This is a genomic window from Rubneribacter sp. (assembly GCF_965361815.1).
In genome coordinates, this window is the sequence record NZ_CBDTNW010000004.1 from 1 (window position 1) to 25,860 (window position 25,860).

Annotated in this window: 22 protein-coding genes; 19 read left to right on the top strand and 3 right to left on the bottom strand. The window is 65.2% G+C overall.

Translation table 11 applies throughout. The features are described from left to right. Positions 1 to 92 precede the first annotated feature (92 nt). The 4 genes from ACWKY3_RS00165 (at position 93) to ACWKY3_RS00180 (ending at position 4,598) form a co-directional block, all read left to right on the top strand. The gene (locus ACWKY3_RS00165) at positions 93 to 1,040 is read left to right on the top strand and encodes an alpha/beta hydrolase (protein WP_449314399.1); all 948 of its coding nucleotides are present in this window, start codon (positions 93 to 95) and stop codon (positions 1,038 to 1,040) included. Positions 1,041 to 1,065: 25 nt separating this feature from the next. Beyond that, positions 1,066 to 1,917, top strand: a complete 852-nt coding sequence (locus ACWKY3_RS00170; protein WP_449314400.1) for an aldo/keto reductase — start codon at positions 1,066 to 1,068, stop codon at positions 1,915 to 1,917. 348 nt (positions 1,918 to 2,265) lie between these two features. Further along, on the top strand, positions 2,266 to 3,450 hold the full coding sequence (locus ACWKY3_RS00175; protein WP_449314401.1) for an FprA family A-type flavoprotein: 1,185 nt from the start codon (positions 2,266 to 2,268) through the stop codon (positions 3,448 to 3,450). A 308-nt stretch (positions 3,451 to 3,758) separates the two neighbouring features. Then, positions 3,759 to 4,598, top strand: a complete 840-nt coding sequence (locus ACWKY3_RS00180) for a deoxyribonuclease IV (RefSeq protein WP_449314402.1) — start codon at positions 3,759 to 3,761, stop codon at positions 4,596 to 4,598. Positions 4,599 to 5,000: 402 nt separating this feature from the next. Here ACWKY3_RS00180 and ACWKY3_RS00185 read toward each other — a convergent pair whose 3' ends face one another. The 3 genes from ACWKY3_RS00185 to ACWKY3_RS00195 all read right to left on the bottom strand — a co-directional run bounded on the left by ACWKY3_RS00185 (position 5,001) and on the right by ACWKY3_RS00195 (position 8,282). After that, positions 5,001 to 6,410 carry an aldehyde dehydrogenase gene (locus tag ACWKY3_RS00185; RefSeq protein WP_449314403.1) on the bottom strand — a complete coding sequence of 470 codons (1,410 nt, stop codon included), beginning with the start codon at positions 6,408 to 6,410 and terminating at the stop codon, positions 5,001 to 5,003. Between the two features lie 28 nt (positions 6,411 to 6,438). After that, complete coding sequence (locus ACWKY3_RS00190) at positions 6,439 to 7,626, bottom strand: iron-containing alcohol dehydrogenase (protein ID WP_449314404.1); 1,188 nt, start codon at positions 7,624 to 7,626, stop codon at positions 6,439 to 6,441. 161 nt (positions 7,627 to 7,787) lie between these two features. Then, entirely contained in the window at positions 7,788 to 8,282 is a 495-nt protein-coding gene (locus ACWKY3_RS00195) for a D-alanyl-D-alanine carboxypeptidase (protein WP_449314405.1), read from the bottom strand. 296 nt (positions 8,283 to 8,578) lie between these two features. Between ACWKY3_RS00195 and ACWKY3_RS00200 the strand changes: the two genes are divergently transcribed. The 15 genes from ACWKY3_RS00200 (at position 8,579) to mdcG (ending at position 25,747) form a co-directional block, all read left to right on the top strand. Further along, positions 8,579 to 10,021, top strand: a complete 1,443-nt coding sequence (locus ACWKY3_RS00200) for a S1C family serine protease (RefSeq protein WP_449314406.1) — start codon at positions 8,579 to 8,581, stop codon at positions 10,019 to 10,021. Between the two features lie 284 nt (positions 10,022 to 10,305). Then, positions 10,306 to 12,984 carry a hypothetical protein gene (locus tag ACWKY3_RS00205; RefSeq protein ID WP_449314407.1) on the top strand — a complete coding sequence of 893 codons (2,679 nt, stop codon included), beginning with the start codon at positions 10,306 to 10,308 and terminating at the stop codon, positions 12,982 to 12,984. Positions 12,985 to 13,200: 216 nt separating this feature from the next. Then, the gene (gene pyrH, locus ACWKY3_RS00210; protein ID WP_449314408.1) at positions 13,201 to 13,917 is read left to right on the top strand and encodes a UMP kinase; all 717 of its coding nucleotides are present in this window, start codon (positions 13,201 to 13,203) and stop codon (positions 13,915 to 13,917) included. A gap of 66 nt (positions 13,918 to 13,983) precedes the next feature. Continuing rightward, positions 13,984 to 14,541 carry a ribosome recycling factor gene (frr, locus tag ACWKY3_RS00215; RefSeq protein WP_449314409.1) on the top strand — a complete coding sequence of 186 codons (558 nt, stop codon included), beginning with the start codon at positions 13,984 to 13,986 and terminating at the stop codon, positions 14,539 to 14,541. A 250-nt stretch (positions 14,542 to 14,791) separates the two neighbouring features. After that, positions 14,792 to 15,571 carry an isoprenyl transferase gene (locus tag ACWKY3_RS00220; protein WP_449314410.1) on the top strand — a complete coding sequence of 260 codons (780 nt, stop codon included), beginning with the start codon at positions 14,792 to 14,794 and terminating at the stop codon, positions 15,569 to 15,571. Continuing rightward, positions 15,572 to 16,495: a phosphatidate cytidylyltransferase gene (locus ACWKY3_RS00225; protein ID WP_449314411.1), complete on the top strand. Its 924-nt coding sequence runs from the start codon at positions 15,572 to 15,574 to the stop codon at positions 16,493 to 16,495. Continuing rightward, positions 16,485 to 17,756, top strand: a complete 1,272-nt coding sequence (gene dxr, locus ACWKY3_RS00230; RefSeq protein WP_449314412.1) for a 1-deoxy-D-xylulose-5-phosphate reductoisomerase — start codon at positions 16,485 to 16,487, stop codon at positions 17,754 to 17,756. Before ACWKY3_RS00225 ends, dxr begins: the two co-directional genes overlap by 11 nt. 542 nt (positions 17,757 to 18,298) lie before the next feature. Further along, positions 18,299 to 19,513, top strand: a complete 1,215-nt coding sequence (gene madB / locus ACWKY3_RS00235) for a Na+-transporting malonate decarboxylase, carboxybiotin decarboxylase subunit (protein ID WP_449314413.1) — start codon at positions 18,299 to 18,301, stop codon at positions 19,511 to 19,513. A gap of 52 nt (positions 19,514 to 19,565) precedes the next feature. Further along, positions 19,566 to 20,024: a HutP family protein gene (locus tag ACWKY3_RS00240; protein WP_191442621.1), complete on the top strand. Its 459-nt coding sequence runs from the start codon at positions 19,566 to 19,568 to the stop codon at positions 20,022 to 20,024. Positions 20,025 to 20,078: 54 nt separating this feature from the next. Then, on the top strand, positions 20,079 to 21,749 hold the full coding sequence (gene mdcA / locus ACWKY3_RS00245; protein ID WP_449314414.1) for a malonate decarboxylase subunit alpha: 1,671 nt from the start codon (positions 20,079 to 20,081) through the stop codon (positions 21,747 to 21,749). Between the two features lie 30 nt (positions 21,750 to 21,779). Then, complete coding sequence (mdcC, locus tag ACWKY3_RS00250; RefSeq protein ID WP_087195751.1) at positions 21,780 to 22,100, top strand: malonate decarboxylase acyl carrier protein; 321 nt, start codon at positions 21,780 to 21,782, stop codon at positions 22,098 to 22,100. Between the two features lie 3 nt (positions 22,101 to 22,103). Then, a complete protein-coding gene (locus ACWKY3_RS00255; RefSeq protein WP_449314415.1) occupies positions 22,104 to 23,054 on the top strand; it encodes a biotin-independent malonate decarboxylase subunit beta in 951 nt (316 codons plus the stop codon). 12 nt (positions 23,055 to 23,066) lie between these two features. Beyond that, entirely contained in the window at positions 23,067 to 23,945 is an 879-nt protein-coding gene (gene mdcE / locus ACWKY3_RS00260) for a biotin-independent malonate decarboxylase subunit gamma (RefSeq protein WP_449314416.1), read from the top strand. 10 nt (positions 23,946 to 23,955) lie between these two features. Then, positions 23,956 to 25,050 (top strand): hypothetical protein, encoded by a 1,095-nt coding sequence (locus tag ACWKY3_RS00265; protein WP_449314417.1) that lies wholly within the window; start codon positions 23,956 to 23,958, stop codon positions 25,048 to 25,050. A 4-nt stretch (positions 25,051 to 25,054) separates the two neighbouring features. Further along, on the top strand, positions 25,055 to 25,747 hold the full coding sequence (mdcG, locus tag ACWKY3_RS00270) for a malonate decarboxylase holo-[acyl-carrier-protein] synthase (protein WP_449314418.1): 693 nt from the start codon (positions 25,055 to 25,057) through the stop codon (positions 25,745 to 25,747). Positions 25,748 to 25,860: the final 113 nt, after the last annotated feature.

Sequence of the window (25,860 nt, forward strand, 5' to 3'; positions counted from 1 at the left end):
TGTCGCCATCCCTGCCCGCCAGAATCTGCATTGCATCCAAAAGCATCCGATATAAGGCTTTCAAATGCAACAACTACAAGATAGGAGCCATCATGGCACAGGATGGAAATTACATCTTCGAACTGAACGAGGGCGTGGAGCGCACGCACGTTTCTTACGGCAACCGGTTTGGTATCGAGCTATCGGCCGATCTCTATCTGCCGCAAAACCGCGCGGAGGGCGATGTGCTGCCTGCCGTGCTCGTGGGTGCGCCCTACGGCGGCGTCAAGGAGCAGGGGCCGGGCGTCTACGCCAACGAACTGGCGCGGCGTGGTTTCGCGGCACTTGCGTTCGATGCGTCGTACAACGGCTACAGCGGCGGCAACCCGCGCCATATTTCGTCGCCGGAGACGTTCGTGGAAGACTTCCATGCGGGCGTGGACTACCTGGGCACGCGGCCGTTTGTTGATCGCGAGCGTATCGGCGTGGCGGGCATCTGCGGCAGCGGCGGGTTCGCGCTTTCGGCCATGCAGGTGGACCCGCGCATCAAGGCGGCGGTCACGGCCAGCATGTACGACATGTCCCGCGCCACGCAGGAGGCGTTCGGCACCATGACCGACGAGGTCCGCGCCGCGCAGCTGGCCGACATCGCCGAGCAGCGCTACATTGACTTCGCGGCACCCTATCCCACGCTCACGCCGCGCGGCCGCCTGGAGGCCGACTACGAGGCCGACCCGGTGTTCTCGGAATTCTGCGAGTTCTACGCTCGCGAACGCGGCTGGCATCACAACGCCATCGCCCAGTTCTCCATCACAAGTAGCCAGGCGTTCATGAATTTCAAGCTGCTCGACCATCTGGATTGGATAGCGCCGCGCCGCATCTTGTGCGTGGTGGGCGAGCACGCACACTCGCGGTTCTTCAGCGAAGATGTGTGCGACTGTGCAGGTGAAAGCGCCGAATTGTTCGTGGTGCCGGGCGCGAACCATGTGGACCTCTACGATAAAACCGACGTCATCCCTTTCGGTGCGGTGGAGGCGTTTTTGAGGGAGAATCTGCGTTAGGCGCAGGCTTGGAAGGAGGCGTGGTATGGAGATTGTTGAACTGAACAACGGCGTGAGGATGCCGCAGACAGGTTTCGGGGTGTTTCAGATCACCGACCAGGTAGCGTGCGAGCGCGCGGTGCTTGGCGCGCTTGAGGCAGGCTACCGCCTTATCGACACGGCTGCCTGTTACGGCAACGAGCGGGCGGTGGGAGCGGCCCTTGCCAAGAGCGGCGTTGCGCGCGAGGAAGCGTTCTTGGTGTCGAAGGTGTGGATCCAAGACGCAGGTTTCGAGCGCACACAGGCGTCCTTCGAGAAAACGCTTTCCAACCTGGGCACCGACTACCTGGACCTCTACCTTGTTCATATGCCGTACGGCGACTACCACGGCAGCTGGCGCGCCATGGAGGAGCTGCTGGCACAGGGCCGCGTGCGCGCCATCGGCGTGTGCAACTTCCTGCCCGACCGCCTGCTCGACCTCGTGTTGTCCCATAGCGTGGCGCCCGCCGTCAATCAGGTGGAGCTGCACCCGTTCTGCCAGCAGCGTCTTCTGCGTGCGCTCATGGATGACCTCGGCGTGCGCGCCATGGCCTGGGCGCCGTTCGCCGAAGGGCGCGAGGGCCTGTTCGCTCATCCCGAACTCGCGGCCGTCGGCCGGCCGTACGGCAAGACGCCGGCCCAGGTTGTGCTGCGGTGGCTGCTTCAGGAAGGCATCGCCGCCATACCGAAGTCCGTGCATCGGGAGCGCATCGATCAAAACATCGCCATCGATGACTTCGCGCTGACCGAAGAGGACATGGCTCGCGTCCGCGCCTTGGACCGGGGCCGCAGCCTCATTCTGGACGTGCCTGCGCTCGACGAGGTGCGTCGTCTGCACGGGATAACGTTTGCGCAGTAAGGGCGGTGCGCTTACGTCGAAGCAGGGATGTTCGCCGGACACGCTTCGTTTTGCGCGACCCCCGTCGCTTGGCGCACGCTTGTCGTGCGGAACGGTAAAGGATCCGCAGATTTTGGGCGATATATTACCGTTTCAGGAGATCGGAAGAGCTTTTGAGTCGTCAGTGCAAGTGCAAGCTGCGTCGTGGCAAGCGCAAGCTGGTTGGACGCATGCGGGGTCCAAGCCCGGCAACGTGGCCGATTCGCCCGTTCCTCTTGCGCTGCGGGTTCTGCTGTTCGCCCTCGTGCTGCGCCGCGCAGGCGTTATACTGTGGGACGAACGCAACCGACAACCAAGGAGGCGTGCATCATGCTGCATGCGGTGAAGGTGAAACCCGACGTGTACTGGGTAGGCGGCATCGATTGGAACGAGCGCAACTTCCACGGCTACACGACCGATCGCGGATCGACGTACAACGCGTACCTCATCATGGACGAGCATCCCACGCTTATCGACACGTGCAAGCCCGGCTTTGCCGGCGAGCTGATCGAGCGCATCAGCGAGGTGGTGGATCCCGCTCGCATCGAGTACGTGGTGGCCAACCATGTGGAGCAGGACCACTCCGGCGCCATTCCCGCCATCTGCGAGCTTGCGCCCAACGCGCGCATCGTGACGAGCGACCCGTACGGAGCAAGCGGTCTTGCGGCGCACTACGGCGAACGCGACTACCTGCCGGTCAAAACCGGAGATACGCTCTGCATCGGCAAACGCACGCTCACGTTCGCGCACACCCTCATGGTCCATTGGCCCGACAACATGGTCACCTATTCGGATGCGGACCGCATCCTGTTCAGCAACGATGCGTTCGGCCAGCACTTCGCGTCCTCCCACCACTTTGATGACGAGGTGGGGCTGCCAGAGGTGCTCGCCCAGGCGAAAAAGTACTATGCGAACATTGTTATGCCGTACTCCCGCCATGTGGTGCGCGCGCTGGGGGCGCTCGAAGGGCTGGACATAGACATGGTTGCGCCCAGCCACGGCGTCATCTGGCGCAGCCACGTGGGCGAGATCATGGAAACGTACCGCCGGTGGAGTTCGCTTGCGCCTGATGAATACGCTATCGTGGTGTACGATTCCATGTGGCACACCACCGAGGACATGGCGCGCGAGATAGTGGAGGCGTTCATCGAGCGCGATGTGCCCACGCGCCTGTTCGACCTGAAGGTGGACCACATCTCTGACATCATGACCGAGGTCCTTTCGGCGAAGTACGTGGCGGTGGGCTCGCCCACGCTCAACAACGGCATGATGCCCACGGTGGCGGCGTTTCTGTGCTACCTCAAGGGCCTTTCGCCCAAAACGGGCTGGGAGGGCCGTGTGGGCATTCCGTTCGGGTCGTACGGCTGGGGAACGAACGGTCCCGACGAGGTGGCCGCCGTGCTGGAGGCATGCGGGTTCGACCTGCCGCTTGGCACGCTCTCCCATCAGTGGGTTGAGGACGAGGAGCACTTGGCCCAGCTGCAGGCGGCCGTTGCGGGCGTCGTCGGCCGCTGAGCGGGGTTGGGCGCCGCATTGCGCCTCCGGCGTGGCGGCGACCGGGCGCCACGCGAGGCCAAGGCGCTTGACGCTCGGCTGGAGCGAGCTGCGCATCGGAAGCGCGCTCTGGGACGATTGCGCTGCGGCATCTTGCGCGGTTGCGGTAAAATTCATCCTGTTTCTTCGGATTTTTTACCGTTGCGGCCGGCCATGCGGAACCGTTGCGGCCGGCACGCTGTCGCCTGCGCCGCGCCGCCGTCCATGCGGCGGCATCGCTTCGTGCAACCGACCTGCGCTTTCGTCGGTTGCGAAAGGAAAGGACGCGCATGCTCACCATCGGATGCCACCTCTCGAGCGCGAAAGGCTATCTGCGCATGGCCAAGGACGCCGTCTCCATCGACGCGAACACGTTCCAGTTCTTCACGCGCAACCCGCGTGGCGGGCGCGCGAAGGCCCTCGACCCCGCCGACGTGGCGGCGTTTTCGGCCTTCGCTTCCGAGCACGGCATCGAGCGCATCCTGGCGCACGCGCCCTACACGATGAACCCGGCCTCCGACAAGCCCCAGACCCGCGAGTTCGCGCTCATGGCGCTTGGCGAGGACCTGGCCCGCATGGAGGAGACGCCGCACCAGCTGTACAACATGCATCCCGGCAGCGCCGTCGGCCGGCCGGTGGCCGAGGCCGTGGCGCGGATAGCCGACGCGCTCAACGAGGTGCTGCGCCCCGACCAGACGACCACGCTTCTGTTGGAGACGATGGCGGGGAAGGGCAGCGAGGTCGGCCGCTCGTTCGAGGAGCTGGCTGCCATCATCGCGCAGGTGAAGCTGTCCGATCACGTGGGCGTGTGCTTGGACACGTGCCACGTGTGGGATGCCGGCTACGACATTGCTGCCGACCTCGACGGCGTGCTTGAGGAGTTCGACCGCGTCATCGGCTTGGGGCGCCTGCGCGCCATCCACCTGAACGACTCGCTCAACCCCTGCGGCGCGCGCAAGGACCGTCACGCGCGCATCGGCGAAGGGCAGATAGGGTTTGCGGCCCTTTCCGCCGTCGCAAACCACCCCGCGCTGCGCGACCTGCCGTTCTACCTGGAGACGCCCCAGCCCGACCTGGCCGGATACGCCTTTGAGATCGCCCGCTTGCGAGAGGCGCGCCAAGGGGAGTGAATCGCGGCTGCCGCAGCGGTTTGTCGCGTCCGCCCGTTTGGCCGGCGCGGGGGGGCGCCGATGCGCGGGGCGCTGCGGGCATGGTTTGGCGCGGGGAAGCCGTCCGGATGGCGAGAATTCACCGAAGTCGGAAGATCGAAGGGGCTGGACCGATCTATCGGGACCTTCGTGCGCCCATCGACCAGGTATTTTCCATTCGGCTTACGGGAATCGAGCCGCGAATCTTTCCGATTTCGGTGAATTCTCGCCATCTTCGGTGAATTCTCGGCATCCGGAGGGCTTTTCGCTCTGTTTCTGGAGGGGCCTCGTCGCTCTGATGGGCCGTCGTTGACATGGGCCGGGCCGGTTTTTCGCACCCGGGTTTCCGCTCGGCTCTCGGTCAGGTTGTCGCTTGGCCCTGGGTCAGCGCATGAGCAGGCGCAGCAGCTTGATCTTGTCGCCGAAAGGCGGGTTGCGCACGGGAAGCTCTAGCCACGTGCCCTTTGAGAGCGTGCTCTTGTAGTGGGTGAACGCGTCGAAGCCCACCTTGCCGTGGTAGGCGCCCATGCCGGAGTTGCCCACGCCGCCGAAGCCCATGTGGTTGTTCGCCAAGTGGATGACCACGTCGTTCACGGTGGCGCCGCCGAATTGCAGCCCGGTGAGCACGCGGTGCTGCACCTGCTTGTCATCGCTGAACACGTAGCAGGCAAGCGGTTTTTCGAACGTGCGCACGATGTCGAAGGCCTCATCCAGCGTGCGGTACGTCAGCACGGGCAGCACCGGCCCGAAAATCTCCTCGCCCATCACCGGGTCGTCCAAGGTCACGCCGACAAGACATGTGGGTTCGATGCGCAGCGTCTCTGCGTTGCCGCGCCCGCCGAACGCCACGCGCGCGTTCGGGTTGCGGTTCTCGATAAGCCCCATCACGCGGTCGAAGTGGCGGCGGTTGATCATGTGCGGCCATTCGTCGCACGCCAGAATGTCCGCGCCGTAATACTGGTGGAAGCACGCATCCACCTGCGCCACGAACTCGTCCACCACGTTCTCGTGCACCAAAAAGTAGTCGGGCGCCACGCAGGTCTGGCCGCAGTTGATGCCCTTGCCCCACGCGATGCGCTGCGCCGCGCGCTTCACGTTGGCCGTTTCGTCCACGATGCAGGGGCTTTTGCCGCCCAGCTCCAGCAGCACGGGGGTGAGGAATTTCGAGGCGGCGGCCATGATGGTGCGACCCACGTTCGGGCTACCGGTGAAACAGATCTTGTCCCAGCGCACCTCCAGCAGCCAGTCGTTCATCTGGCCCGATCCGGGGAATCCGCACACGAACTCGGGCGGGAAGACGTTGGCCAGCATGTCGATGAGAAGCTCGCTTGTGGCCCGCGACGTGCGCGAGGGCTTGAGCGCCACGCAGTTGCCGGCGGCGATGGCGTCCACCAGCGGCACGAGCGCCAGCTGCAGCGGGTAGTTCCACGGAGAGAGCACCAGCACCACGCCGAGCGGGCTGGGATACACCTTCGACGAGCTGCGGAAATGCACGATGGGGGAGGCCACGCGGCGCGGGCGCGTCCACGAATTGAGGTGCTTCAGGCACATGTTGATCTCGTCGTAGACAATGCCCAGCTCCGTCGCGTAGCCCTCGAAGCGCGATTTGCCCAGATCAGCATAGAGGGCTTCCAGAATGCGCTCCTCGTTCGCCTTGAGGTAGGCCTTCATTTTCACCAGCGCCTCGCGGCGATAGGGCACGTGCGCCGGCGCGCCGGTGGCGTGGAAATCGCGCATCCGCTGCGCGGCGGCCTCAACATCGGCAAGGCTTTCATAGGAGGGGATGGTGGCCATGGGGTTCCTTTCTCGGGGCGATGCGGCGTCAAAAGGCGGCTTCCAGAACGCGCAGGGCCGCTTCCGCGGTGACCTCCGTCTTGTTGTAGAGCGCCGCGCCGTCGTAGCGCGCTTGCTTGGCGACGGCTTCCAGCTGCTCGCGCTCCACACCCAGGTCACGCAAGCGCAACGGCACGCCGTAGTGTTCGCGATAGTGCTCGTTCATGGCGAAAAGCTCCTCGCAAAACGCCTCGTCGCGCGCGTCGGCGTCGGCGGCCGTTCCCAGCGCGGCGGCGCGTGCGGGCGCAAGGGCGGCCAGAAGCTCGCCGTAGAGCCCGGCGTGCACCCCGTCGTCCAAGTTGAAGCGCACGCAGTGGGGCAGAAGCATCATCATGGCCTGCCCGTGCGGGATATGGCAAAGGCCGCCAAGCGCGTGCCCCACCGCATGCACGATGCCCACCATCGCGTTGGAGAACGCTGCGCCCGCCAGAAGCGACCCAAGCGCCAGGCTCGTGCGCGCATCCACGTTGTTCCCGTCTCGGCAGGCGATGGGCAGGTTCGCGGCGATCAGTTCGATGGCCTTCACGGCAAACGCGTCGCTCACCGGGTTTTTCTGGATGGACGTGTACGCCTCCACGGCATGCGTGAGCGCGTCCATACCGGTGGTGGCCGTGAGCTTGGGCGGCAAAGACGCGGTGAGCGCCGGATCGAGGATGGCTGTGTGCGGCACCAGCTTGTAGGAGGTGAACGAGAGCTTGGCGTGGCGCTGCGTGTCGGCCACCACGGCCACCAGGGTGACCTCGCTGCCCGTGCCGGCCGTGGTGGGCACCGCGATGAGCGGAGGCAGGTCGGCTTTGAGTATCTCGGACCCTTGCAGCGTGGCGAAATCAACCCCTTCGCACGCAAGCGAGGCCGCCGCGCCCTTCGTGGTGTCGATGACCGAGCCGCCGCCCACGGCCACGAACCCGTCGCAGCCGCGCTCCGCGTAAAGACGCGCCGCCTTGTTCACCACGTCCAGAGAGGAATCGGGCGGCACCTGGTCGAACACCTCGTAGGGCACGCCGACGGCGTCGAGCACGCTCGTGAGCTTGGCCGCCACGCCCAGCTTCACCAGGCTCTCGTCGGTCATGACGAGCGGGCGCTTCACGCCGCGGTCGGCCAGCTCGCCCGGCAGCTTGTCCAACGCACGCTCTCCGCATACGATCTTCGTGGGGCAGAAGAACTCGAATCCCTGCATGGCTCTCCTTTCCGCCGCTTCGCCAAACGGCGGAGCGGCTCGACGCTGCGAGGCGCCGCCGCACCCGGCTGCGAAACGGGATGCTTTCGGGCCCCTCGGCGCTTCTCGCTGACTTTGCTTGGCTTGCGGCATGCGCGGCCTCTCTGCTATTCCGGCGTCCGTCACTTGGCGCGCGCGGCGGCGCGGGGCGCGCGGTAGGCGGCCCGCCAGCCGAAGAACATGCGAAGCAGCGCTGTGAACAGGTAGGTGAGGGCCACTCCCGTGTCGTTGGGGCCCCGCGTGGAGAACGCGCGCTCGGCGAGCGCGCGTGCAAGCGTCATGCCGCCCGAGAAGCAGCGAAACGCGTAGTCCAGCGAGCGGAACGCGATCACGTAGTCCACGCTCACAGCCGACGGGTCGGCGCTCGCAAGGCCGCTGCCCGGCTCCACGTCGCGCGCGATGTCGGCGGGCCGCACGCGTCTGAACGACCCCGACGCGGTGCGGCGGCATGCGCCCGCAAGGCCCGCGCCCTCCACCGTCAGCATGAAGGCGTATCCCGGCCGCAGGTAGTCCGCTTCGGCGCGGATCTTGGGCGAGACGTGTCCGAGCACGTTGATGAGGTGGGGCAGGAGGCGCAGCAGCACGCGGACGTACAGCGTTTGGACGGCGCGGTTCACGTTGACTCCTTCCGATCGCGGGTGCGGGCATCATGATAGCGCGTTTCCGATCGCTTGTGGATGCGCGGCGACCGTTCTCGCGCGATTCCCGAGGCGTTTGGCCCTTCGGGTCCCGAGACTTTTGGAAAGCACGGATCGGCATCGTTTTGTACACCGAACGGTGTAATTCCATGACGCGAAGATGACAATCGCGTGCGGAGGCCCCGGTGCGGGCCGCTCGCATGATAAGGTGACCCCAACACCTGCAAAACAAAGCGAACCGCTTGCATACAGGAACTCGAAGGAGAGTGAGAGACATGGTCGATACGAACAACACCAGCCCGGGCGGCAGCCCCCTGCCGCCGAACATGGGGGAGGATCGTGCCCAGCACGCGCAGACGACGGGGCAGCAGCCCTCCTACCAGCAAGCTTACCAGCATAGCTACGCGCAGCCGCAGCACACCCCGGTGACGGTGGAGAAGAAGTCGCACAACGGCCGCACGTTCGGCGTCGCGTTCGCGGGAGCGGCGCTTGCCTGCGTCATCGGCCTGGGCGGCTTCGGTATTTGGCAGACCGCCACGGGCGGATCGTCTTCCGGCGACGGCGGGCAGTCCACGCAGCTGGGGTCCACCACTTCCAGCGTCATCGACGCCGGAAGCGAGAACCAGACGCTGGCCGAGGCCGTGGCCGAGAAGGCGCTGCCCTCCGTGGCCGCCATCGACGTGTACACCAACCAGTCCTCCATGGGTGGCATGTACGGTTACGGGTACGGCTACGGGTACGGCGGCGGTTCGGACACGCTCACCCAGTCGTCGCTCGGCAGCGGCGTGGTTCTGACCGACGACGGCTACATCGTGACGAACTACCACGTCATCGAGGGAGCCGACGCGTTGAAGGTAACCATCGAGGGCGAGCAGTACGACGCCGAAGTGGTGGGCAGCGATCCCAGTTCCGACCTGGCCGTCATCAAGGCCAAGGACGCCAGCGGCCTCACGGCCATAGAGCTGGGCGACTCCGACAACCTGACCATCGGCGAGTGGGTCATGACCATCGGCAGCCCGTTTGGCCTCGAGCAGTCCGTGGCCACCGGCATCGTGTCGGCCACCAGCCGCTCCCAGATCATGGACAGCAACAGCCAGCAGGGCGGATCGGGCGAAACCACCATCTACCCGAACATGATCCAAACCGACGCGGCCATCAACCCGGGTAACTCCGGCGGCGCGCTTGTCGACGCCGACGGCAAGCTCATCGGCATCAACACGCTCATCACGTCCTACTCGGGCAACTACTCCGGCGTCGGGTTCGCCATCCCGGTGAACTACGCGGTGAACATCGCCCAGCAGATCATCGACGGCAAGGTTCCCACGCATGCGCAGCTGGGCGTGTCGCTGTCCAACGTGAACGCGCAGACCGCCGAGCGCTACGGGCTGCCGGTTGACGAGGGCGCCTACATCGCGGCCGTCAACAGCGGCAGCGGCGCGGCCGAAGCCGGCCTGCAAGTGGGCGACATCGTGACGAAGTTCGACGGCCAGGCCGTCGAGTCCGCCAGCGACCTCATGCTGGACGTGCGGTCCAAGAACCCCGGCGACAAGGTGACGCTTGAGGTGAACCGCAACGGCGAGACGAAGGAGGTCGAGGTCACCCTCGGCTCCGACGAAAGCTCGCAGGGCGCTTCCACCCAGCAGAACAGCTCCAGCTCCCAAGACCTGCTTGAGCGCCTGCTCGGCGGCGGGTCCGGCTCCCAGCAAGACGCCGCGTAAGCGCAAAGTCCCCCCCCCATCGCGACATGCGGGCCCCGGCATCTGCCGGGGCCCGCGGCGTTTGGGCTCCGCGCGCCAAGCTTCGGCGTTCGCGCTTCGCCGGCCCGCCCGGCTTCGCAGCGAATCCTTGTGCGGAATTGATGGTGAAAGCCGGAAAGCAGGCCGCTTGCCGGCCGTTGCCGTCGTGGGGCATTGCCCTATGCGTTACTATGGCCCCTTCCGAATCGCAAATGCGTTTCACATGCGGCGTTGAGGCAAAAACGAACGAGATCGGACGGGTTGACATGGACAAGGTTATCTCCAGAGGCGTTTTCTCGCTGGCGGCGGTGCTCGCCGTGGCGTTCGGCAGCATGACGGTTGCGCCGATGATGGCAACATTCGACGCTCAACCTGCCTATGCTCAATCCACCTACGCCGACGCGCCGGGTCGCGATGATGTCGTCAGCGATGCGCCCATTCCCGAGCACGCGGGCCTTGAGCATGCGAACTTGGATATGAGTCCTTACGAGGCGTTCCCCATCGATGCTTACTACGTGAGCAACTACCTTTCCGAGGAGGGCAAAAAGGCATGGATCCTCACGGTGAATACGCTGCTCTCCTACACTGAGGATAAAGCCATCGTGCAGGACAACGGCACCTTCATGGAGGTGAATTACGAGGCCGCCGGCATCCGTCCCACCACCGGGGACGTTGCGACCATTCGGAGGTATCTGCGCGACTATTCGGAGCAAAATGGCGTCCCTCAGATGCCCGCTTCCGATCCGCGGCTCTTTCTGCTCTCGCGTCAGCGCCTATGGGAGGGCGAGGGCTCTGAGAAGGACGGCATCCAGTTGACGCAGAAGTTCGGCATCGATTATAGGTGGAAGAACGGTACGCGCTATCGTGACGCCGTCGCCCAGATCGAGGAGAAGGCCAAGGCGATCATAGCGGGTGCTGTCAAGGGCGACATGACCATCTACCAGCAGATTTCCGCTGTGCAGAAAGCTTACGAGGCGAGCGTGACCTATAAGACCCCCGTGGAGCATGAGACAGACATCATAGGCTCGCTCATCAACGGCGTTGCCAGCTGCGGCGGCTACTCGATGGGCTGGCAGTACCTGCTCATGCACTTGGGCGTGCAGAACGTTTACGTGGACGGCACCATTTCTTGGGGTGGTTATCCGTACGATCATGCGTGGAACTACGTCAAGGTTGAGGGCCGTTGGTATGTTTGCGACACCACCTGGGGGAGAGTCTCGGGTACCGAAAGCTGGTGTCTCGTGGGTTCGAACTACAGTGACTGGGATCATTCCTTCACCAAATACTATCTTGTTGGCACGTACATCGACAAACTTGATCTTTCGTTGGTGGAGAAAGGTAGCGTGCCGCTAGACTGGCTGCGCTATCCCAGCTTGACGCTCGATGTGTCCGAATCGGTGCAGGTGCTGCAAGGGTCTGACTTCGACTTGAAATCACTCGTAAGCGGCTATTCCAGCATATACGGCGAGAATCTGGAGGATCATCTGTCGTTTACCGTAGGTGCGCCGACTACCATGCGCGCTGCGAGCGCGTTCGACACCAGCGAGGTGGGGTCGTATCCGGTGACGGTCACCCTGACCGACGACCATGGCAACTCGGCAAGCGCCGAGGTGCGCGTGAACGTGGTGGCGGAGGATGTAACAGAATACGGTGAAACCGTAGACTTCACGCTTCTGGAAGGCGGCAAGGAAGTGCCCTATACGACAGGGTATCGTATTAATAACGGGGGCAATCTGGTTATCAATTTGCCAGCTGCCGATGTTGACGCAGTGCGAACGTTCTCTGCAAAAGTGGGCATCATCGGCTCTGTTCGACAGGAGGCTCATGGGGCTATCGCTCACGCCAGGTTCCGTGTGGAATTTCTTGACCGGAACTACGATGTGCTCAGTCAGAGCGAAACGGGCGACTTCGGATGGCAAACGCCCGCAGGAATATTGGAGGCTGAGGTACCTGCCGGTGCGGTACAGGCGCGCCTGACTACTGTTGCGGTATCAGGTGGCTACAACCACGGTGGTTGGGTTGATGTGAGCGTAACGAGTCACATTGAGCGAAAAGCCTCCTCCGTTACCATAAGCGGACTGGATGGGTTAACGTTTGCCACCGATATGGTGGTTACTCCTGTGGTTACCGTAACGGGAAGTGGCGCCGAGGCGCGGCTCACCTGGGAGTATCAGGATGCGAATGGCATATGGGTTGAACTAGCTGGTCCGCCTGTGAATGCTGGCCACTATCGCGTGACGGCGTATGTGCCGGGGCAGGGCGCCTATATGAGTGCTACTGCTGTGCAGGAGTTTACCATCGCACCGCGGAAAGGTCCGGGTCTCTTGCTGCCTGCAAGTGTGAATGAAGCCGACTTGGAGGGGTTGTCGCATATTGCGGTGACGGATGGCGCCACCACGCTCGTGCAAGGGCGCGACTACGACCTTGTGGTGGAGCGCTCGGGCGATACGGCTGTGGTAACGGTGACGTTTAAGGGCAACTACGCAGGAACGTTTGTCGGCACGGTGGCGGTGACGTCCGAGGGCGGCTCGGGCGGCGGCGGCGATACCGGCGCCGGAGGCGACGGCGATAGCGACGGCAACGGCGGCGATGCCGGCAACAACGGCGGTGCGGGAAATGACGATGGCGGCGATAGCGGCGACAACGGCGGCTCGGGCGATGGCGGCAATGCCGACAACGGCGGCAACGTCGGCGACAGCGGCAACAACGGCAACAACGGCAACAACGGCGGCGACAACAACGACAGCGCCAACAGCAGCGGCAACAGCAGCGCCGGCGACAGCGCCGGCAAGGCCGACGGCGCCGCAGCCGCCGCCGAGAAGGCGCGTCCGTTGCCTGCGGCGGGAGACTCCGCGGCTGAAGCGGCGCCTTTGCTCGCTGCGCTCGCTCTAGCGGCCACCACGGCAGCGGCTTTCGCCAGAAGGGAAGCGCGCCGCGCTCGCTAGGGCGTCGCGCTTTCGAAGCCTTTTCCGCGCGGCGCCCCCCTCGGAGGGGCGCCGCGCTGCCTTTCGGCCGCAGCCCCCCCGCCCCTCTCCCCGCTTTCCCGCGCAGATTGTTTTTTATGCTGGGATTCTTCGATTTGACTTCAAGGAATGCGCCCGATGGGTGTTTCGGGTACTATGTAGGCGAATTACCCACGCAGGCGACGAAGGGACGGTTCCATGTCGAACGAATACAAGTACGACCGCGTGCTGCTCAAGCTGTCCGGCGAGGCGCTGGCGGGCGACGTCGGGTACGGCATCGACCCGAAGGTGGTCGACGATCTGGCCGACCAGATAGCCGAGGTCGTGCACGACGGCGTGCAGCTGGCCATCGTGGTGGGCGGCGGCAACATCTTTCGCGGGCTGGCCGGCTCGGCCGAGGGCATGGACCGCGCGCAGGCGGACTACATCGGCATGCTGGCCACGGTCATGAACGCGCTCGCGTTGCAGGACGCCTTCGAGCGACACGGCATCTTCTCGCGCGTGCAGAGCGCCATCACCATGCAGGAGGTGTCCGAACCCTACATCCGCCGTCGCGCCATTCGCCACATGGAGAAGGGCCGCGTGGTCATTTTGGCGGCCGGCACGGGCAACCCCTACTTCACCACCGACACCACGGCCGCCCTGCGCGCCTGCGAGTTGGACGTGGACGTGCTCATGAAGGCCACCAAGGTGGACGGCGTCTACGACAGCGACCCGAAGAAAAACGCGCACGCCAAGCGCTTCGACCGCATCAGCTACATGGATGTGCTGTCAAAGGGCCTCAACGTCATGGATTCCACGGCCACGTCGCTGTGCATGGACAACAACATCCCCATGATCGTGTTCGATCTGACGGTGAAGGGAAATATTTCGCGCTCTTTGAAGGGCGAAAAGGTGGGAACCACGGTAGAATAGGACAATCGAAGGCGCGCGGCCCCCGTCGGGGGATGCGCTGCGCTGGGCAGGGCGAAAGGATTTGGAATGGTCGACGATATCATGCTGCAAACCGAGGAGCGCATGCAGGGCGCCCTCCACGCGCTGGGGAGCAACTTCGCCGGCGTGCGCACCGGCCGCGCGAACGCCATGGTGCTCGATCGCATCAAGGTGGACTACTACGGAGTGCCCACTCCGGTGAACCAGATGGCGGGCATCAAGACCCCCGACGCGCACCTGTTGGTCATCGAGCCGTGGGACAAGGGCGTCTTAGGGGCCATCGAGCACGCCATCCTCGAGAGCGATTTGGGGGTGACCCCCTCCAACGACGGCTCCGTCATCCGCTTGCCGTTCCCCACGCTCACCGAGGAGCGCCGTCGCGACCTGGTGAAGCAGTGCAAGGCGTACGCGGAGGAGGCGCGCGTGGCCGTCCGCCGCGCCCGCCAGGAGGCCAACGCCGCCATCGAGCGCTCGGTCAAGGAGGACAACCTGCCCGAGGACGACGAGCGCCGCGCCCAGGCCGCCGTCCAGAAGCTCACCGACAAGTACGTGGCCGAGGTGGACGAGGCGTTTAAGAAGAAGGAAGCCGAGGTCATGGAGATCTAGGGGTTCCGCGGGCCGTAGGCCCGCGGAGCTGCTCGACGCTGCGAAGCGCCGGGGCGCCCCGTCTCGCGGCGAAGCCGATGGCTCGCGCACCGAAGCACGCTTCGCCATCGCCTTCCTCACGATCCGGGGCACCGCGACGTTCCTCGCTGACTTACTACGCCAACCTGCGAGTCTGGGGCTGCTTACCTACTCGTCCTGCGACCGCAAGATCAACTCGGGTGTTCGGTGTACGACTGAAAGTGCTACTTTCTTGAACAAGCCGCTCGACTACATATTCCCGAATCCTCCGGAGGGCCTCGACCCGACGCTGCTCGATCCTGCGCGGGTGCCGCAGCACGTCGCCGTCATCATGGACGGCAACGGGCGCTGGGCCAAGAAGCGCGCGCTCAACCGTTTGCGCGGGCACAAGGCCGGCATCGAGGCCGTGCGCGAGACCATCCGCTGCGCGTCGGATGTGGGCGTGCGCTACCTGACCATCTACTCGTTCTCCACCGAGAACTGGAAGCGGCCCGAAGACGAGGTCGTGGGCCTGATGGACCTGTTCGCCAAAACCATGCTGGCCGAGGTGGACGGGCTGCACGAGGAGCACGTGCGCGTGATGACCATCGGCGATACGAGCATCCTGCCCGACGACACGCGCGAGGCGTTCGCCGCCGCATGGGAGAAGACCAAAGGCAACGACGGCATGACGCTGATCGTGGCCGTGAACTACGGGGCCCGCCAGGAAATCCTCGACGCCGTCCGCTCCTGCGTGGACGACGCGCGCGCCGCGCTGCGCGAAGGGCGCGCGCCCGAGGAGCTGTCCGAGGAGTCGTTCGCGCGGCGCCTCCACACGGCTGGCATCCCCGATCCTGATCTGCTCATCCGCACAAGCGGCGAGATGCGCGTGTCGAACTTCTTGCTGTGGCAGATCGCCTACGCGGAGTTCGTGTGCACCGACGTGCTCTGGCCGGACTTCGACCGCTACGAGCTTCTGCGTGCCTTGCTGGAGTTCCAGGGGCGCGACCGCCGTTTCGGGGCGGTGAAGTAGATGGTCGCCGGGCGGCCCGACAGCGCGCGCGAAGGCGACGACCGCTCTCGCACGGGGCGCATCAAGGATTTCGCCTACGAGAAGACGCCCGAGAAGCTGAAGAACGCCACCGATTTGCAGGTGCGCTTCCGCACGGGGTTCGTGTACGTGGCGGTGTCGGTTCTGTGCGCGCTCATCAGCGACTGGACGACGCTCGCGCTGCTCGTGGCCACGGCCGGCATCACGGCGGGGGAGTTCTACTACATGCTGCGCTCCGACGCCAAGCTTCCCAACGAGATGCTCGGCATCATCGCGGCCATGCTCTACCCGGTGAGCGTGTTCTTCCTCGGATTGACCGGAGCCTTGTACGTGAGCCTGGCGCTTCTTCTGGCGCTCATCGTGTGGTACGTGTTCTGGATGCGGGCGCGCGTGCCCGACGTGGGCGTGAGCTTTTTCGGCGCGGCCTACTGCGGCATGCTGCTCTCGGGACTCATCGTGGTGCGCACCGCGCTGCCCCAGCCGTGGGGCGGCGTGCTCGTGCTGGGGCTTTTCCTGAGCGTGTGGGCCAACGACTCGTTCGCGTATTTGGTGGGCAGCAAGTTCGGCAAGCACAAGCTGGCGCCGCGCACAAGCCCGAAGAAAAGCTGGGAGGGCTTCATCGCGGGGCTTGTGGGGTCGGCGGTGTTCTGGTGCCTCATGACGCTTGTCCCCGGCGTTGAGATGAGCGTTCCTCAGGCGGTGCTGTTCGGCGTGATCAGCGGCCTTATGGGCGTGTTGGGCGATTTGGCCGAGAGCCGCATCAAGCGCAATTCCGGGTTCAAGGACTCCGGCACCATCATGCCGGGGCACGGCGGTTTGCTCGATCGCTGCGATTCGCTGTTCTTGGTGGCCGTGACCTCGGCCATCCTGCTTGTGGGCGGGGGGTGCATCCCGTATGCCGGCTAGAAAGCGCATCGTCGTTTTGGGATCCACGGGGTCCATCGGCGCGCAGACGCTCGACGTGGCGCGCCGCCATGCGGACAAGCTGGAAGTGGTGGGCCTTGCCGCGGGCAGGCGGGCGGAGGAGCTTCTTTCCCAGGCGCGCGAGTTCGGCGTGCGCTGCCTGGCCGTGGGCGACGAGCGCCTGACGGGGGAGCCGGTGATCGACGAGCTGCGCGCCCAGGCGCGCGGGACGGGGGCGCCGCCCGCCTCGCTCGCCCAGGCCGTCGCGCGCCGCGCCGAGAGCTCGTTCGGCCTGGGGGCGGAGGCGGTGGCCGCGCTCGCTCAGCTGCCCGAGGCCGACGTGGTGGTGAACGCGCTCGTGGGCGCGGCGGGCCTGCGCGCCAGCTACGAGGCGCTTGCGGCGGGCAAGGTGCTGGCGCTGGCCAACAAGGAGTCGCTCGTGGTGGGCGGCGACCTCATCATGCCGCTGGCCGCGCAGGTAGACGCACAGCGCCGCGCAGCGGGCACGGCGCCCGCGCACGGCCCCGCCGGCGCGCTCATGCCCATCGACTCGGAGCACGGTGCTATCTACCAGTGCCTCATCGGCGAGGACGCGCGCGAGGTGTCGCGTTTGTGGGTGACCGCGTCGGGCGGCCCCTTCCGCGGGCGCACGCGCGCGCAGCTGGAAAGCGTCACGGCGGCCGAGGCGCTCGCGCATCCCACGTGGAACATGGGCGCGAAGATCACCATCGACTCGTCCACCCTCATGAACAAGGGGTTGGAGGTCATAGAGGCGCACCACCTGTTCGCCATGCCCTACGACCGCATCAGCGTGGTGGTGCAGCCGCAAAGCGCCATCCATTCGATGGTGGAGTTCGCCGACGGCAGCGTGAAGGCGCACCTCGGCACCACCGACATGCGCATCCCCATCCAGTACGCGCTTTCCTACCCCGAGCGCTGGGATGCCCCCGTGGCGCCGCTCGACTTCCGCGCGCTGGGCGGGCTTGAGTTCGCCGCGCCCGACGAGGACACGTTCCGCTGCCTTGCGCTCGCGCGCCATGCCGGTGCCGCGGGCGGCACGTTGCCGTGCGTGATGAACGCCGCCAACGAGGTGGCCGTGGCCGCGTTTCTGGCAGGGGAGGGCACCTACCTCGGCATCGCGGAGTGCGTGGAGGCCGTCATGGAATCGCACGAGCGCGCCGGCGTCCAACGGGTGGAAAGCCTCGATCATCTGGAGGAACTGGACGCCTGGGCCCGCGCCAAGGCCCGTCGGAGCCTGCGCTAGCCGCGCGTCGCGCCGCAGGCGCCCGAAGGCTGCGCTCGCCGGGTTGCCGCCCTCTTTTCCCCGCGTTCGCCCCGCCGGCCGCAGGTTGGCGGGCACCTCTTTCCGCGCCCCTCCGCGGTCCCCCGTGACCCCCCGTGACCCCCCGCGTCCGGCATTCGAGTCGCAAAAGTTTCTCTAGACAAACGGCAAAGGCCGGTGTATATTTCGCACATAGAAATTGCACGGGCGCCCAAGCCCGTGCGCGAGATCCCGAAGCACCACACAAACATGCACCGCCCGTTGAGGGCGAGGCATCATAGCAGGCTTTCGAGAAGCAGAGAATTAGAGCTCAAAGTTCGATTCTCTGCTTCTTTTTTTGCGCTTAAGGAGGTGAAACCGGGGTGGACATCAACGTGTACATGCTTTTCACGTATGGGCTGACGGCCCTTATATCGTTCTTCGTGATCGGAGTCGTCGTCCTGATCAACAAAGCTATGAACGGAAAAGGCTCCCAAGACTCTGAGCAGTAGGATCGTCAGTTACGGAAAGGAACGGATGTCCAGATGGATATCTTGATGCAAATCTTCCCCGGGATCTTCACGCTTTTCGATGATCCCCTAATTGGCGCCGTGCGCGTCGCCCTCATCTTGCTGGGCTTCGTGCTGGCGCTCTATGGCTTCAAAGGCAAGCTCGAGCCATTGATCATGGTTCCCATGGGCCTCGGCATGATCGCTGTCAACGCCGGCGTCCTGTTCTTGGGCGACGGCTCCACAGGAACCCTCATCATCGACCCGCTTGTCTCCGAGACCGACGATCTCATGCAAGCCATCCAGGTGAACTTCCTGCAGCCCATCTACAACTTCACGTTCAGCAACAACCTCATCGCGTGCTTGGTGTTCATGGGCATCGGCGCCCGCAGCGAGCTGAGCTTTTTGCTCGCCCGCCCCTGGACGTGCATCATCATCGCCATCTTCGCCGAGATGGGCACGTTCGCCACGCTGTCTTTGGGCGTGAACCTCTTCGGGCTTGATCCTGCGCAGGCGGCCTCCGTGGCCACCATCGGCGGCGCGGACGGCCCCATGGTGCTGTTCGGCACGCTCATGATGTCGCCTGACATGTTCGTGTCCGTGTCCATCATCGCCTACTTGTACCTGAGCCTCACCTACGCGGGCTACCCCTACATCATCAAGGCGCTCGTGCCCAAGAAGTACCGCGGGCTTGACGTTGAGTTCGACATGCCGCAGGCCTCGTCGAAGTCCAAGTTCATCTTCGTCGTGGTGGTGTGCCTGATCCTGTGCCTGCTTCTGCCGGTGGCCGCTCCGCTCATGCTCTCGTTCTTCCTGGGCATGGCGGTGAAGGAAGCGAAGATCCTGCCCTACCAGGAGCTGTTCGAAGGCGTCATCACCAGCATCTCCTCGATGTTTTTGGGCCTGGTGCTCGGAACGCTGTGCGAGGCGAGCACCATCCTCGACCCGGTGGTCGGCATCGTGCTCATCCTGGGCATCCTCGCCCTGGCCATCTCGGCGGTGGGCGGCCTGGCCGGCGGCTGGATCGTGTACCTGTTCGACAAGCGTCGCGGCAAGACGTTCAACCCGGTGGTCGGCATCGCGGGCGTGTCGTGCGTGCCCACCACGACGAAGCTCGCGCAGCATGCCGCCGAGGAGGAGAACCCCTTCGCCATCATCATCCCCATCGCCATGGGGTGCAACATCGGCGGTGTGATCGTCTCCGCCATCGCCACAGGCGTGTTCGTGGCGACCATATCGCTTGTCCTGTAGCTTTCTTCCGGAAATCGCCCGCAAGGGCCTGAGGAAAAAGGGGTGATCGCGCATGGAGCGGCACGCAGGTTCGAGCAGCAGGAACGAGAGTGTGACTCCGCTTGGGTTGGGTAGGAAAGCGCTCTTGCTGGCCATGACCGAGACCGACGCCGAGGAGGAATCGTACCGAAGGACGCTCTCGCTCCAGGGGTTCCGCTGCGTTGCCACGGAGGTGGGCGGTTCGAGCGAGGGGGATTTTCAGCAGAAGATGACACGCGCCGTGATCGGCGCGGCCCTCAACTCGGGCCTGGTGGAGAAGGAACCCCGATCCGTCCATGCGCTGATGCACGCATCCGAGGAGGCGAAGCGGGGGCTGATCGTCAACGTGGCCTCCTCGGTGAACCTGGCTGTGAAAGTGGCCATCGTTCGCAACGACAAATGGGTCGCCGTTGCGCTGTTCGGCTCGTCGTCGCTCCATTCGCTCTCGTGCCACGAGCGCGTGGGGTTAGGCGTGATGCATCTGCCCGACTGAGCGGGCGGGCGACGCGGGCCGACCGCGCAACTTCCACTATCGAAAGGAGAGAGCATGACGAACCAACCGACCGCAGTTTGGGACTCGCTCAAGCGGGACGCCGAAGAGCGCCGGGCCGCTGCGCAGCCCTACGTTCAGGAGGGCAAGGTGGTGGCCGCCGACGACACGGTGGCGTTGCTCGAGGCCGTTATCAGGCCCGGCGACAAGCTCAACATCGAGGGCGACAACCAGAAGCAGGCCGACTTCTTGGCCGAGTGCCTGTGCAAGGTCGACCCGGCGAAGGTGCATGACCTGCACATGGTGCAGTCGGTGCTGTCCATGGGCACCCACCTGGACGTGTTCGACAAGGGCATCGCCAAGAAGCTGGACTTCTCGTTCTCCGGGCCGCAGGCCGGGCGTTTGGCCGAGTACGTGCGCGAGGGCAAGATAGAGATCGGCGCCATCCACACCTACCTGGAGCTGTACGGCCGCTACTTCATGGACCTCACGCCGCGCGTGGCGCTGACCGTGGCCGTGAGCGCCGACAAGAACGGCAATCTGTTCACGGGCTTCAACACCGAGGACACGCCCGTCATCGTTGAGGCGACCAAGTTCAAGCAGGGCATCGTGGTTGCCCAGGTGAACGAGATCGTCGACGAGGTGCCGCGGGTGGACATCCCCGGCGACTGGGTGGACTTCGTGGTGCAGGCTCCCAAGCCCTTCTACGTGGAGCCGCTGTTCACGCGCGACCCCGCCCTCATCACCGACTCGCAGGTGCTGCGCGCCATGATGGTGATCAAGGGCATCTACGGCGAGTACGGCATCCAGCGCCTCAACCACGGCATCGGATTTGACACCGCCGCCATCGAGCTTCTGCTGCCCACCTACGGCGAGGAGCTGGGGCTTAAGGGCAAGATCTGCTCGTACTTCTCGCTCAACCCGCACCCCACGCTCATTCCCGCCATCGAGTCGGGCTGGGTGAAGTCCGTCCACTCGTTCGGCGGCGAGGTGGGCATGGAGGACTACGTGGCGGCCCGTCCCGACGTGTTCTTCGTGGGACCCGACGGCACCATGCGCTCCAACCGCGCGTTCTCGCAGACGGCCGGCCATTACGCGCTCGATTTGTTCATCGGCGGCACGCTGCAGATCGACAAGTACGGCAACTCCAGCACCGCCACCGCCACGCGCGTGGCCGGGTTCGGCGGCGCGCCCAACATGGGCTGCGACGCGAAGGGCCGCCGCCATGCGACGCCGGGCTGGCTCAAGTGCGGCGAGGAGTACGGCATCCAAAGCGAGCTGGTGGGCGACCTGCCGCGCGGCAAGCGCCTCGTGGTGCAGCTGCAGGAGACGTTCCGCGAGAAGCTGGCCCCCGGCTTCGTGGAGGAGCTTGACGCCGTCAAGCTGGCCAAAAACGCCAACCTCGATCTGCCGCCCGTGATGATCTACAGCGACGACCTCACGCACATCGTCACGGAGGAGGGCATCGCCTACCTGCACAAGTGCACGACCATGGCCGAGCGCATGGCCGCGATCCGCGCGGTGGCGGGCTTCACCTCCGTCGGCATGCAGGAGGATCCGGCCGAGACGGCCGGGCTGCGCGAGCGCGGCATCTTCAAGACGCCGGCCGACCTCGGCATCGACGTTGCCCGCGCCAACCGCAGCATGCTTGCGGCGAAGAACGTGAAAGACCTGGTGAAGTGGTCTAACGGCCTGTACAACCCGCCGGCCCGCTTCCGCAACTGGTAACCCGAACGGAAAGATCGAAGGAGGCACGCAATGGCATTGACCGAACTGAGCTTCACGTTCAAAGCCGACGACCCCAAGCCGTTGCCCGTCGAATGGAGCCACACCGGCGTGGTGGGCTCGGGCGACATGGAGGTCATGTTCGAGAGGAAGGATCTCGATGGTGCGGTCGAGTTCAAGGTGATCACGCCTGTCACCGGGTTCGACCAGGTGTGGGAGAAGGTGCTCGATCGCTTCGTGCGCGACTCCGGCCTGGCTGATGTGAGCGTGGAGATCAACGACAACAATGCGACGCCCGTCGTGGTGGGCATGAGGATGCGCCAGGCGGTCGAAGAGGCGCGGAAGGAGGCGTAAGCGATGACCGATCAGGACAAGCTCTCGGGCAAAAGCTTTTACGAGGCCACCGCGCGCGAGCGTGCGCGGGGCTTGGTCGACGAGGGGACCTTCACCGAGCTGTGCGGTCCGGCTGACCGTATGAGCAGCCCGCACCTGCCGGTGCTGGGCGAGGCCATCGAGTTCGACGACGGCGTGGTATGCGGCGTCGGCCTCGTTGGCAAGCATCCCGTGTTCGTGATCTCGCAGGAGGGCCGCTTCATCGGCGGCGCCGTCGGCGAGGTCCACGGGGCCAAGATGGTGGGCACCTTCGGGCTGGCCCGCCAGATGTACGAGCGCATCCTCGAGGAGCATCCCGACGAGCTGGCCGAGCGGCTTCCCGCCGTGGTCATCTCGTTCGAGACGGGCGGCGTGCGCCTGCACGAGGCCAATGCCGGCCTGCTCGCCCATGCCGAGGTGATGGACCAGATCCAGGAGACGAAGGGCAAGTTCCCCGTCATCGCCATGATCGGCAGCAAGGTGGGCTGCTTCGGCGGCATGGGCTTTGTGGCCGCCGCCACCGACGTGGTGGTCATGAGCGAGCTTGGGCGCCTGGGCCTTACCGGCCCCGAGGTCATCGAGCAGGAGATGGGCAAGGCCGAGTTCGACTCCGCGGACCGTGCGCTCGTCTACCGCACCACCGGCGGCAAGCACAAGTACATCATGCGCGACTGCAACTACCTGGTCGAGGACTCCATCGCCTCGTTCAAGGAGGCGCTTGCCGACGTGCTGTCCAAGCCCTACGACGAGATCGTGAAGAACCGTCGCATCGGCTCCGAGGAGCTTGTCGACGAGCAGCTCGACCTCGTGGAGCTGTCCTGCGAGATCCAGCCGAAGGATGCGCGCGACGTGTGGGCGTACTTCGGCAACGAGGATCCTGCGGGCATCCCCGAGCAAACCACTGAAGAGTTCCTGCGTGCGGCCAAGCGTCGGTAGAGGAGGGAAGCCATGACTGTAGAGTCGATGATCGGAAGAGGGCGCGACGCGATCGACATGATCGTGGAGGACGGCAGCTTCCATGAGAACAAAATCGGCGACTGGGAGGCCCCTGCGGATCTCGGTCCCGGCGCCGTGGTGGGCGAGGCGAGGCTCGGCGGCCGCGACGTGGTGGTGATCGCCAACGACGCTCAGGCCTTCAACGAGCGCTTCCCGGTGGTGTACTTCGGCGTCATCGGCATGGAAGAGGCCTACAAGATGGCCAAGACGGTGTACCGGGTCATCGACCAGGACGCCGACAAGGAGATCGGCGAGAAGCGCCCGCTCGTGCTCATCGTCGACACGCCGGGCAACGGGCCGGGCAAGATCGAGGAGATCTTCGGCATGAACAAGGCCACGGGAGCCTATCAGCTGGCGCTCGCCGAGGCCCGCAAGGCGGGGCATGCCGTGATCGCGCTCGTCATCGGGCGCGCCATCTCGGGCGCGTTTTTGTGCCATGGCCTGCAGGCCGACCACATTCTTTCGCTGTCGCCGGAGTTCGGCACGATGATCCACGTCATGCCCATCACGAGCATCTCGCGCATCACGAAGATGGACATCGAGCGCCTGGAGAAGCTGTCGAAGGAAAACCCCGTGTTCGCCGCGGGTCCCGAGTTCTTCTACCGTCTGGGCGGCGTGGACGAGCTTGTGGAGAACGTCGAGGACATGGGCGGTGCCGTCGAGCGCCATATCGGCGAGGTGGAGGCTGCCAAGCTCTCCGGCGAGCCTGACGCCTCGGGCCCCATGTACCACGGCAAGCTTGGCGAGGAGCGCGGTGGCCGCACCGTGCGCCTGCCGGTTATCGCGCGGATGCGCGAGGAGTTCGCCGCAGTGGCGGACGAGTACCTGTAAGGGGTTTGCGATGGAGGATCGGGAGGCGCGAGCCGTTCTCGAGCAGATGGCCGAGGCCGTTGACGAGTTTTCCACGGCGCCGAGCTTCGCGGAGATGCCGCGGCGCGCGCTGGAGGACAAGCTGGCGGCGGGGCCGACGAGCGCTCACGTGATCGAGGAGGTGCACACGCCCTTAAACGTGGCCTACGTCACGTTCACCACGGGCAGCACCGCGTTCCAGAACATCGTGGGCGTCACGCACGAGGAGCTGCCCGAGCGCGTTGCCGCCGGCGTGGCCGCCTTGGAGCGCGTCGGCGCGCAGGCGGGGGAGGACCTGCTTGTGTGCTACCCGCCGCTAGTCAACGTGTTTTCGCGCCGGGTGTTCGACGATACGGCGGTGCGCCCCCGGTTCTTGTCGCACTCCTCGCGGGACGCGTTTCTGGTCGCGTTGTGCCGCGACCGTCCGCGTCTGGTGATCGGCGAATCGAGCTTTTTGCGGGCGGCGCTTGAAGATGCGAAGAGGCTGGGGCTTTGGGACCTGGTTCCGCGCGGTCTTGTCCTCTTTGCGAGCGGGACGCCGCTTGACCTGGAGCTTCTGGAGACGGCGCGGGCGCTGGAGGCGTCTGTGCACGACCTGTACGGCTGCCAGGAGTTCGGTTGGATCGCCATGGACGGCGAGCCGCTGCGAGACGATCTCTCGCTGCTGCCGGAGGGCGAGGGCCGGCTTGCGCTCGCGGTGGGCGGACTGCCCACGGGCGATAGCTTTCCCGCAAGCGGCGGGCATGTGCTGGGCGGCGAGGGAAGCCTGCCCACCTATGCCCGCCAGCGCACGAGGTGCGAGCACGACGTGGTGGTGAAGGCGAGCACGGCCCGTTCCGCTATGACGGTGGAGCGGGCGGCGCGAAGCATCCTGCGCATCAAAGGCAGGGTGGTGCGGGTGGACCCCGATCTGGAAACGGGCGCGGTCGCCAACGTGCTGGAGCTTCGGCCCGCCACCGGTTTTGAGGGGTCGTCGCATCTGATCGACGACCCTCGCAAGACCGTGTTGTTCGCACGGCTTCTGGAGGCGCAGGAGCGCTTCCAGTCGCAGTCGAAGTCCGACCCGGTGTGGATGAAGCGGAGGTAGGGGCGTGAAAGCTCTCTTCAGGCGACACGACCTGGTGACCTTGACCGCTTCGGCGCGCCGGGCCATGACGGTGGAAGTGGTGGGAGATGCGAAGGCGTGGTCGGAGGAGGAGATTCGCGAGCTTGCGGTCGACGGCTTCGACGGCGTGCTGGTGCCGGGCATCGTGCGGCGCCAGGAGCAGGGGGCGGAGGGCCTGTGCGTGGGGTTTTCGTCCCCCTTCCGCAAAGACGGCATGCGTTTGCGCCTGTCGTCGTGCGTCCCCCGCTCGGCGGTGACGCTGGTGCGCGATCCGTACCAGGTGGCGGGGCTGGCTCGAACAACCCTGCTGCGTCCGCTGCCGGTGTTCGACGCCTTGTCGCGCGCCTTGCGCTTCGCGCGCGGGCAAGGGTTGGCGTGCGGGGTGTTCGGCTCCGCCGCGCTTGAGCTGGCCACGGGGCTGCCGTATTGCGACGGCACTTCGGACCTGGATTTGCTCGTGCGTTGCGAGGGGTTAGACGAGGCGCAGCGGTTGCACGAAGGGCTGCTGGATGTGGAGGGGCAGACGGGCGTGCGGATCGACGCCGAGATCGAGCTTGAGGGCGGATGGGCCGCCAAGCTCGGGGAGTTCTGCTCCGACAGCGGCAGCGTGCTTGTCAAAGGGTTCAACGACGTGCGGCTGCTTCCCAGGGAAGAGGCCGTCGTCATGAATCATAGGTAACGGTTCTACGAGATAGGAGAACGAAGATGGACGTGAAGAGCAGGGTTCCCGGAAAGATGCTCGAGATCAACGTCAAGGTGGGCGACGAGGTGCATGAGAAGGACGTCCTCGGT

Bases quoted from the DNA above. Each gene is read 5' to 3' on its own strand.
- ACWKY3_RS00165 (WP_449314399.1), top strand. From the start codon at position 93: ATGGCACAGGATGGAAATTACATCTTCGAACTGAACGAGGGCGTGGAG.
- ACWKY3_RS00170 (WP_449314400.1), top strand. From the start codon at position 1,066: ATGGAGATTGTTGAACTGAACAACGGCGTGAGGATGCCGCAGACAGGT.
- ACWKY3_RS00175 (WP_449314401.1), top strand. From the start codon at position 2,266: ATGCTGCATGCGGTGAAGGTGAAACCCGACGTGTACTGGGTAGGCGGC.
- ACWKY3_RS00180 (WP_449314402.1), top strand. From the start codon at position 3,759: ATGCTCACCATCGGATGCCACCTCTCGAGCGCGAAAGGCTATCTGCGC.
- ACWKY3_RS00185 (WP_449314403.1), bottom strand. From the start codon at position 6,410: ATGGCCACCATCCCCTCCTATGAAAGCCTTGCCGATGTTGAGGCCGCC.
- ACWKY3_RS00190 (WP_449314404.1), bottom strand. From the start codon at position 7,626: ATGCAGGGATTCGAGTTCTTCTGCCCCACGAAGATCGTATGCGGAGAG.
- ACWKY3_RS00200 (WP_449314406.1), top strand. From the start codon at position 8,579: ATGGTCGATACGAACAACACCAGCCCGGGCGGCAGCCCCCTGCCGCCG.
- ACWKY3_RS00205 (WP_449314407.1), top strand. From the start codon at position 10,306: ATGGACAAGGTTATCTCCAGAGGCGTTTTCTCGCTGGCGGCGGTGCTC.
- pyrH (WP_449314408.1), top strand. From the start codon at position 13,201: ATGTCGAACGAATACAAGTACGACCGCGTGCTGCTCAAGCTGTCCGGC.
- frr (WP_449314409.1), top strand. From the start codon at position 13,984: ATGGTCGACGATATCATGCTGCAAACCGAGGAGCGCATGCAGGGCGCC.
- ACWKY3_RS00225 (WP_449314411.1), top strand. From the start codon at position 15,572: ATGGTCGCCGGGCGGCCCGACAGCGCGCGCGAAGGCGACGACCGCTCT.
- dxr (WP_449314412.1), top strand. From the start codon at position 16,485: ATGCCGGCTAGAAAGCGCATCGTCGTTTTGGGATCCACGGGGTCCATC.
- madB (WP_449314413.1), top strand. From the start codon at position 18,299: ATGGATATCTTGATGCAAATCTTCCCCGGGATCTTCACGCTTTTCGAT.
- ACWKY3_RS00240 (WP_191442621.1), top strand. From the start codon at position 19,566: ATGGAGCGGCACGCAGGTTCGAGCAGCAGGAACGAGAGTGTGACTCCG.
- mdcA (WP_449314414.1), top strand. From the start codon at position 20,079: ATGACGAACCAACCGACCGCAGTTTGGGACTCGCTCAAGCGGGACGCC.
- mdcC (WP_087195751.1), top strand. From the start codon at position 21,780: ATGGCATTGACCGAACTGAGCTTCACGTTCAAAGCCGACGACCCCAAG.
- ACWKY3_RS00255 (WP_449314415.1), top strand. From the start codon at position 22,104: ATGACCGATCAGGACAAGCTCTCGGGCAAAAGCTTTTACGAGGCCACC.
- mdcE (WP_449314416.1), top strand. From the start codon at position 23,067: ATGACTGTAGAGTCGATGATCGGAAGAGGGCGCGACGCGATCGACATG.
- ACWKY3_RS00265 (WP_449314417.1), top strand. From the start codon at position 23,956: ATGGAGGATCGGGAGGCGCGAGCCGTTCTCGAGCAGATGGCCGAGGCC.